At 35.1% G+C, this 3,625-nt stretch carries 5 protein-coding genes; 2 read left to right on the top strand and 3 right to left on the bottom strand.

Annotated elements, in window-relative coordinates; all coding sequences use genetic code 11:
- The 3 genes from larC to larA form a co-directional block, all read right to left on the bottom strand.
- Window positions 1-200: nickel insertion protein (gene larC, locus RYL55_RS08415; protein WP_315008633.1), on the bottom strand; the 200-nt coding region annotated here is incomplete at its 3' end.
- Window positions 197-940 carry a nickel pincer cofactor biosynthesis protein LarB gene (larB, locus tag RYL55_RS08420; protein WP_315008635.1) on the bottom strand — a complete coding sequence of 248 codons (744 nt, stop codon included), beginning with the start codon at window positions 938-940 and terminating at the stop codon, window positions 197-199. The genes larC and larB, both read right to left, overlap by 4 nt.
- A gap of 9 nt (window positions 941-949) precedes the next feature.
- Window positions 950-2,227, bottom strand: coding sequence for a nickel-dependent lactate racemase (gene larA, locus RYL55_RS08425; RefSeq protein WP_315008637.1), 1,278 nt, complete (start codon window positions 2,225-2,227; stop codon window positions 950-952).
- A gap of 167 nt (window positions 2,228-2,394) precedes the next feature.
- Here larA and RYL55_RS08430 point away from each other — a divergent pair, with 167 nt between their 5' ends.
- Window positions 2,395-3,060: a Crp/Fnr family transcriptional regulator gene (locus RYL55_RS08430; protein WP_315008639.1), complete on the top strand. Its 666-nt coding sequence runs from the start codon at window positions 2,395-2,397 to the stop codon at window positions 3,058-3,060.
- A 24-nt stretch (window positions 3,061-3,084) separates the two neighbouring features.
- A partial coding sequence (locus RYL55_RS08435; protein WP_315008641.1) for an ATP-dependent sacrificial sulfur transferase LarE occupies window positions 3,085-3,625 on the top strand: 541 nt, incomplete at its 3' end.

Here is a 3,625-nt window from a genome sequence, read left to right on the forward strand (position 1 = left end):
CCATGTTCTAAATGAACATCGAAATCAATTCCATAAATACTGCTTTTAGCAATTTTATGAATATGCAAATGATAGCCACCAACTGCTAATTTTTTAAGTTCTTGTTGTAAATAGTCTGAACTAGCTCCTAAATCAATAAGAAGACCATTCAGCATATCTCCACTAATGCCAGATAAAGGTTCTAAATATAAATGTGTCATGATGAAACACCTCGAATTTGATTAATCATACTAGCAGAATAAGCAGCCCCAAATCCATTATCAATATTGACTACCGTTACACCGGAAGCACAAGAAGTTAACATACTCATGAGAGTAGTAAGCCCTTGTAAGTTACTTCCATATCCTACACTTGTAGGAACAGCAATGACAGGGACATCTACTAATCCTGCGACTACGCTCACAAGAGCACCTTCCATTCCAGCAATGACAATAATGACACTAGCACCACGAATATCATCCAAACGATTGAATAGACGATGGATACCCGCAACTCCAACATCATAAATCCGTTTCACAGGATTACCAAATGTTTCAGCAGTAATAGCAGCTTCTTCTGCTACCGGCATATCACTTGTTCCTGCCGTTACTACAGCAATGTAATGTTCAGTATGAATTGGAGTTGGATGAACGACAAAAGCTCTCGCAGTTTCGTAATAAAATCCGTGAGGAATTTTTTCTAATAAGTAATGTCCTTTTTCGCTATCCACTCTAGTTGCTAGTACAGGAAGATTTTCTTTTTCTAATGATGCAATAATTTTTTCGATTTGCTCTTTTGTTTTTCCTTCTCCGTATATAATTTCTGGAAATCCATTTCTTCTATTGCGAGAAAGGTCTAAAGAGGCAAATCCTAAATCGTCGATCCCTTCTAATTGAGAAGTAGCTTCCTCAAGTGAAAGCTCTCCTTTTTGAAATTGAATCAGAATCTCTTTTTTATCCATAATGAATTCCTAATCTTCAACGATGACAGATAGACCGTCACGAATAACGGTAACTTTAGCATCTGGCCCTTCAATTTCAAAGGCACGTGCTAAGGCTTCGTCAAATGTTTTAGCAATTTCCATGTGCATATCTGTAATTAATGTAGGATCGACTAAATCAGAAACAAAAATTACACGATGATGAACTAAAATACGTGCTAAAATTTGAGCAGTCCATTGGTCTGGGATAGTTTCTAAACGTGGTGTGTTAATCGCTTTTTCTAAAAATTCTTTTGGATGGTTGTAATCAGCTAAATTGTGATAGAAACCTGAACCACCGTGTCCGTCACGACATCCTGCAACCATAATAATAACGCCACCTTCTTTATTCGTAGCTTCAGCAGCAGTCATTCCTTTAACGGCTTGATAAATATTTTGATCTAGTGGGAATCCACCGTTTGTTGAAACAGCGATATCACAAGGGATTTTTCTAACATGAGCTAATCCACGAACGAATTCACATCCAACATGGTGAGCTTCTTCCATATCACCAGCGAAGGAACCGATAATATGTTTTTCTCCATCTAAGACAACATTAACGATGAAGGCTAATTTTGCAGTACGAGCAGCATAAACCATATCTTCATGAATTAAGTTATGTTTTAAATTCCCTGTTCTTGATTTGTCAGAGTCAATGAATTCACCAGAGTGGTTTGCCATAATCGTTTTATATGAAGCGACTCCAGGTAATACAGATTTACGTCCGCCTGAGAATCCTGCAAAGAAATGAGATTCAATGAATCCTTCAGCGATTAATAAGTCTGCTTCTGCAGCGATACGGTTAATAATACAGTCACCACCTGAAGGTAATTGACCGATTTTTACCATATCTTCATCATTTGTTGAAATATGCATCACGATTTCTTCGTTATCGACAATTTCTTGACCGTACTTATGAATTAACTCTTCACGAGTTGAAGGACGATGGAACCCTGTTGCTACTAAAATACGGATACGAGCATTTGGAGCGACACTACGAATACGGCGTAAAATAATTGGAGTAATAATATGAGAAGGAACGGGACGAGTATGGTCTGAACTAATTAAGACGATGTCTTTTTTCCCTTTTGCTAGTTCTTCTAATGATTTACTCCCAATAGGATTATCCATTGATTTTTCAACGGTTTCTTGTTCAGAAAGCGGATTTGAAAAATTTTCTGCTTGAGATTCTAACAATCCTGCAAAATTTTTATCAGGAATGCTAGCAGTGATTAGTTGTTTGTCATAAGGTAATTGAATATCTACCATTTCTTAACATCTCCTTTGCAAATCGTTCACATAGTCTAGTATATATTTTTCCTAGTGGAATGATGGCACAAATGGTGTTAACATATGTTAATAAAAATATTTTCTACAAGAGGATAATATTGGTTGGGAGAATGAAGAAGTTTTTTTAAAAAAAAGGAGTGCGTCAAATGGAAGAAAATTACTTAGTAAATTTTTTGGAAGAGCATAATGCTCCCGTTATTAAAAAGAAAAAACATATGTATTTAGCGTATCATGGGTTGGAAGAATCATATACTTATGTGTTGAAAGAAGGCGTTGTTAAAACAAGTATCATCTTAAAAGATGGAAGAGAGTTTAATTTATCTTATATTACGCCTATTGATATTATCTCATTATTAAGAGATGAGGTTTCCAATTATACTTCAGCACCTTTCAATGTTCGAGTAGAATCCGATGAAGCTAGTTTTTATCGTATTCAGCGCATTAAGTTTTGGGAATATGTTAAAGAAGATCGAAAATTACAAGATTATATTCGAGAATATTATCGAAAAAAATTATCTGAAAATATTGAATCTTTACAATATATGACGATGAATGGTAAAAAAGGTGCGGTATGTGCATTTCTTTATAAACTGGTAAAGCAATTTGGAGTTCAAACTCGAGATGGAGTATTAATTGATTTTGCAGTAACCAATGAAGATATTGCTGGATTTTGTGGAATTTCAACTCGAAATAGTGTAAATCGTATTATTCATGATTTAAAAACAGAAGGTATTGTACAAGTAAAAAATCAGAAAATCATTGTAAAGGACATTTCTTATTTAGCCGATTTTACAGGAAGAGAGGCTGAATAGGAGGCAGTGTAAAGGAGAATCTTTATGGATGAAAAAGAGAAGAAGCTTGAAGAAATATTACGAAAAACAGGAAAAATTGTCATTACTTATTCTGGCGGAATTGATAGTACTTATTTATTAAAAGTGGCTGTTGATACGCTTGGAAGTGAGAATGTTTTAGCTGCTGTGGTCAATTCAGAATTATTTCCGGATTATGAGTTTGATATGGCCATTGATCTGGCAAATGAAATGGGAGCTCGTGTCATCGGATTAGAAATGCAAGAATTATTAGATCCTCGAATTACAGCGAATACGCCTAAAATTTGGTATTACAGTAAAAAGATGTTGTATCAAACGATTAAAGAACATGCTGAAAAAGAAGGATATACGGTTTTATCAGATGGGACGATTATGGATGATGTAGATGATTTTCGCCCAGGAGTAAAAGCTCGTAATGAAGAAGGTGTTCGTAGTTTATTACAAGAAGCTGGATTATATAAAAGTGAAATTCGTCAATTAGCAAAAAGGCGAGGTGTAGAAAATTGGAATAAAGTACCTTCTTGTAGTATGGCATCTCGTTTCCCAT

Source organism: uncultured Granulicatella sp., from assembly GCF_963515615.1.
Classification (GTDB): domain Bacteria; phylum Bacillota; class Bacilli; order Lactobacillales; family Aerococcaceae; genus Granulicatella.